The sequence below is a fragment of the Mycobacterium sp. genome (genome assembly GCF_032162605.1).
Classification (GTDB): Bacteria; Actinomycetota; Actinomycetes; order Mycobacteriales; family Mycobacteriaceae; genus Mycobacterium.
In genome coordinates this window covers 1-4,696 of record NZ_JAVROT010000645.1, presented here as the reverse complement: position 1 = coordinate 4,696, position 4,696 = coordinate 1, and the positions used below count along the sequence as shown (strand labels likewise).

Below are 4,696 nucleotides of genomic sequence, written 5' to 3'. Positions count from 1 at the left end.
TACTGGGCACCGCGATGGACTGGCTGGCCGACAACACCGCGAGCACCAATCACATCCTGGGCTTCCCGTTCACCGAACACGGGTTGCGGCTCGGCGTCGAGGCGTCGCTACGCGGACTGGCCAGGGTCGCGCCCACCCAGGCGCACCGCTACGCGCTGGTCGACCTGGCCAACAACATCCGGCCGATGAGCACGTTCTAAAGCGCGAGCGGCCAGTCCGACGCCGCGGCGAGTGCGGACAACGCGTCGGCCTCCCGTGCGGCCTCGTCGGCATCCTCCTTGCCCCCACGCGACACCAAAGCCTCGATCAGCACCGCCGAAGCCACCCCGCGGTAGAGCAGCGCTCCGCTCTCGACTTGTCGTTCGATCACGTTCCTGGACAAGGTGATCGCCGCATCGGCGTTCCCGCTGCGGAGTTCGGTTCTGGCGGTCTGGATGTCGGCGACGAGCACGGCGCTTGCCATGAAACGGTCGGCCAAAGCCGCCGACCGCGCCACTCCGAGGAGCGCAATGCCCGTCGCGTGATCGCCGTCGGGCGCGTCGAGGAGCACGAGCCCCCGCGTGAGTTGCGCAGTGTGCAGAGCGAAGTCCTCGCTGCAGCGCTGCGCAGTCTCGAGCGCGTCGGCCGTGTCGGCAGCGGCCTCGGCGTCAACGTGCAATGCCCCGGTGAGGACTCCGAACACATACTTGAACATGACGATCGAGATGTACGTAGTGGGGTCGACCTCGCGGGCCAATTCGGCGGCGAGGCGGAAATCCTCCCGCCATCCCGCCTGCCCCAGACCTGCCCGCGCAGACGCCCGCATCGCGAGGGCGAAGGCAAGCGGCGATCCGGTGAGGAAGTTGCCCGCCTTCGGGTCGCCGTCCGCCATGTCGACGACCCGCTGGGCCAGCCGCGCGACCTCACTCATCGCACCGGACTCGTATTTCAGGTGAATGACCGGGTATAGCAGGCCGACGGTCAGCGCCGGCTCGTCGATCGCGTCCAACAGCGACAGATACTCGTCGCACAGTGCGACGGCCTGATCGAGCTTGAGATGCACGCTCAATCCCGAGATCAGGCCCGCCATCCCGATCGCCAACGGCACCCGGCTGGCGGCACTCGTGCACAATGCGCGCAGTTCGTCGAATCCGGTGTCGGCAACGCTGCCGCCCGCTCGCCAGGTGCTTCCGCACAACAGCGCACGCGGACCGACCCGGAGAAGTTCGCGGTCGGGTTCGGAGACGCTCATTCCGTCGGCTATCGAACGGGCTCGTGCCCAACTCGATCGAGCCGCCCCGATGTCCCGATTGGCCAACCACGTGCCCGCTCGCATATGCCATCCAAACGCGTCGCGCTGTGCACCCGCGGCCTCGAGGTGAGCGGCAATCAGCGCCGAGTTCTCCTCTACAGCTGCGGGATTGCGCTCCTCGATGATTCGGGCGAGGCGGCTGTGCAGTTTGGCGCGGTGCTGTCTGAGTTGCGACTCGTACGCGACCGCGCGCACCAATGGATGACGAAAGGCGTACTCCGCCCGAGGCGTGAACAACACCTGGTCGATCAGTTCCCCGTGGACCAGTTCGGCGAGCGCATCCGAGCCGGCACCGTTCGGCTCGTCGAGCACGGAGCACAGGAGTTCGGTGTCGAACCGGGACCCGATCACCGCAGCGGCGTTCATCGTCCGTTTCGCTTGCGGGGTCAAGCGGTCGATACGTGCGCCAATCGTGGCCTGCAAGGTGGGCGGCACGCTCACCTCGTCGAGCTCGTGTGCGAGGCGGTACGCGCCACGTCCGCCGACGATCACGCGTCGCTCGGCGAGCTCGCGCACGAGCTCCTGGACGTAGAAGGGATTCCCAGCTGACTGCTCGGTGATCCGGGCCACAACACCCGCGACGCTGGGGTCACCGCCGAGTAGTTCTGCGGTGATCGCCGACGCCGCCGAATCATCAAGCGCGGCAAGTGCGAAGACACGTGCGCCCGGCGTCCGGGCCAGCACACCGGTGTACTCGGTACGGTAGGTCACCACCATCACCGACCTGCTCTCCTGGATCACACCGACCAGGTCGACGAGCAGCGATTCGCTCGCGTCATCGATCCAATGCACGTCCTCGACGACGTACAAGGCTGGCGTGATGCGGCTCAGGGCAGCGGATTTCAGTAACGCGGACAGGCGTCGACGGCGAGCATCGGCCGAGACGTTCGGCACGGCGCCCGAGGCATCGCCGATGCCGAGCAGGTCCTCCAGCAGTGCGATGTCCTCGGAATCCGCGCCAACCAATCGGGTCCGCAATGCGGTTCTGGCCTCGGAAGCTTTCTGCTCACCGACCTCCAACGTCTCCCGCAACAACTGGGCGATGACGCGGAACGAGACGTCGCTCGTGTGCGACTCACTTGCAGCGGAGAACACCCGCGCGCCAATACTTTCCGCACGGTGCGCGAGCTCGCGACACATCCGACTCTTGCCAATGCCGGGCGGTCCGACCATGCAGATCACCGCGCCGCGCCCGGCCACCGCGGCCTCGATGATCGACGCAGCCTCGGCGAGTTCGCGGTCGCGGCCGGTCAACGTCGACTCCCGTCGGCCGCGCGGGCCTCGCTTCGTTGCCATTGCCAGCAGACGCCGAACGGGTACGGATGCGGCCGCGCCCTTGATGTGCACCAGCTCGGGGGGCCCGAGCTCTGCGACGTGTTCGACCAGGCGGGCGGTGGCCGCGCTGAGCGTCACACCGCCGGGTTCGGCAACTGACTCCATGCGCTGGGCCATCCCAACCTGCACGCCGACCGCGGTGTAGGTCGACGTACTGCCGTCAAGCCGGCCCGCAACCACTTCGCCGGAATTGAGTCCGACCCGCAGGGCAAGCGCCACCCCGTCGCGACGAAGCACCTCGGCGGCCAGAGCGCTCGCCTGGGTCTGCAGCTCGAGCGCGGTCGCACACGCGCGAACCGCGTGATCCTCCAGTGCGATGGGGGCGCCGAACAGCGCCATGATGCCATCGCCGGTGAACTTGTCCACGGTCCCGCCGTACCGCTGCACGACGGCGCCACAGCGGTTGAACAGTTGCCCCATCAGTTCACGCAACCGCTCAGCGTCGAGCACCGCCGCGAGGTCCATCGACCGCACCACGTCCGCAAACAGAACCGTCACCTGCTTGCGCTCGGCAGGCACGTCGACCTCGACGATCGCCAGCCCGCAGGCGTCGCAGAAGCGCGCGCCTGCGCGTGGCGCGGTACCGCACCTCCGGCACGCAGACGCACTGCTCACATCTCAAAGGTTAGAGCCGAAACAGCAGGTCCGATGGGTTTGTGCAGATAGAATCCGTCCCACCAGCAATCAAAATCGTTGACAAATGGCCACCATCCTCGCGTACACCTCACCAGCCCTCGGAAATCTGCTCCCGATGGCCGCATTGCTAGCCGAACTGCAGGGGCGCGGCCATCGCATCGTGCTGAGGACACACGCCGCAGGCGTGAGTGCGGTTGCCGCGCTCGGCTTCGACGCCGGGCCCATCGACCCTCGCATCGAGTCGATCGAGATGACCGACTGGATGGCCTCAAACCCCATGCAGGCCCTTCGCATGGCATTCGAAGTGTTCGGCAGGCGCGGCGGCTACGAAGTCGACGACCTGCGCGCGACGCTCGACGAGGTGAGTCCCGACGCGCTGCTCGTCGACCCGAACTGTTGGGGGGCTTCGGCGCTCGCCGGCGTCTCGTCGCTTCCGTGGCTGGCGTTCTGGCCATTCACGCCTTTCATGCCGTCCCGGGGTACGCCGCCGTTCGGCCCCGGTTTGCCGCCGTGGCCAGGTCGGCTCGGCCGATTGCGCGATGCGCTGCTGCGCCCGTTGGTGATGGGCACCTTCGAGAAGACGATTCTCGGTCCGCTGAACTCGGTCTGCGCCGCCGCCAGCGCAGCGCCGGTCGCGACGGCCCAAGAGTTTCTGCGGCGCGCACCGCTGATGTTGGTAGCCACCGCGGAGCCGTTCGAGTACCCGCACCCGGACTGGGGCGACGCGGTCCAGCTGATCGGCGCCTGCGAATACGAGCCGCCCTCGACCGTCGCGATGGGCTGGCTCGACGAGGTCGACGCGCCCGTCGTGCTGGTCACGACGTCCTCCGAGCATCAGAAGGACCACACGCTCGGGACGTCAGCCATGGAAGCCCTTGCCGACGAGCCGGTACATGTCGTCGCAACGTTCCCCAGTGGTGTGCCCGATGGACTGGACGTGCCGTCGAACGCGACCGCGCTGCGCTTCGTGCCACACGGCGCCTTGCTCGACCGCGCGGTGTGCGCCGTCACCCATGGGGGCATGGGTGCGACGCAGAAGGCGCTCGCCAGGGGCGTCCCGGTCTGTGTCGTCCCATTCGGCCGCGATCAACTCGAGGTCGCCCGGCGCGTGCAGGTGTCCCGAAGCGGAACCCGCTTGCCGGCAAAGCGATTGACCGCGCTGCGCTTGAAAGCCAAAGTTCTACAGGCGATGTCGATGATCGACGGCGCCCAGCGGGTCGCGGCGGGACTCGCTGCGGCGGGTGGGGTCAGTCGCGGTGCCGACCTGATCGAACAGCGGCTACTGAAGGATGGGTGACGTCACCCGTCGACGGCCGCCGCGCAGGCCCGCGCGATCGCCCCCTCCTCGTCGGTGGGGACGACGAGCACCGTGACCGGAGACATGTCGACCGTGATCCGCCGCGGCCCCTTGGCGGGGCTGTTGTTGAGGTGCTC

General features: G+C 67.7%; 3 protein-coding genes and 1 pseudogene. 2 read left to right on the top strand and 2 right to left on the bottom strand.

Features of this window, described 5'->3' with window-relative positions:
* A partial coding sequence (locus QOI01_RS36650) for a tetratricopeptide repeat protein (protein ID WP_526389235.1) occupies window positions 1-200 on the top strand: 200 nt, incomplete at its 5' end.
* On the opposite strand, the gene QOI01_RS36645 is transcribed toward QOI01_RS36650, so the two are convergent.
* Window positions 197-3,241, bottom strand: coding sequence for an ATP-binding protein (locus QOI01_RS36645; protein WP_526389233.1), 3,045 nt, complete (start codon window positions 3,239-3,241; stop codon window positions 197-199). The genes QOI01_RS36650 and QOI01_RS36645 overlap by 4 nt on opposite strands.
* A gap of 85 nt (window positions 3,242-3,326) precedes the next feature.
* Here QOI01_RS36645 and QOI01_RS36640 point away from each other — a divergent pair, with 85 nt between their 5' ends.
* Complete coding sequence (locus tag QOI01_RS36640) at window positions 3,327-4,559, top strand: glycosyltransferase (RefSeq protein WP_526389231.1); 1,233 nt, start codon at window positions 3,327-3,329, stop codon at window positions 4,557-4,559.
* A 2-nt stretch (window positions 4,560-4,561) separates the two neighbouring features.
* Here QOI01_RS36640 and QOI01_RS36635 read toward each other — a convergent pair.
* A pseudogene (locus QOI01_RS36635) lies at window positions 4,562-4,696 on the bottom strand (acetate kinase); the annotation flags it as partial.

What these genes read in the sequence shown, in the direction of transcription:
- QOI01_RS36640 (WP_526389231.1), top strand. Translation starts at nt 3,327, where the DNA reads ATGGCCACCATCCTCGCGTACACCTCACCAGCCCTCGGAAATCTGCTC.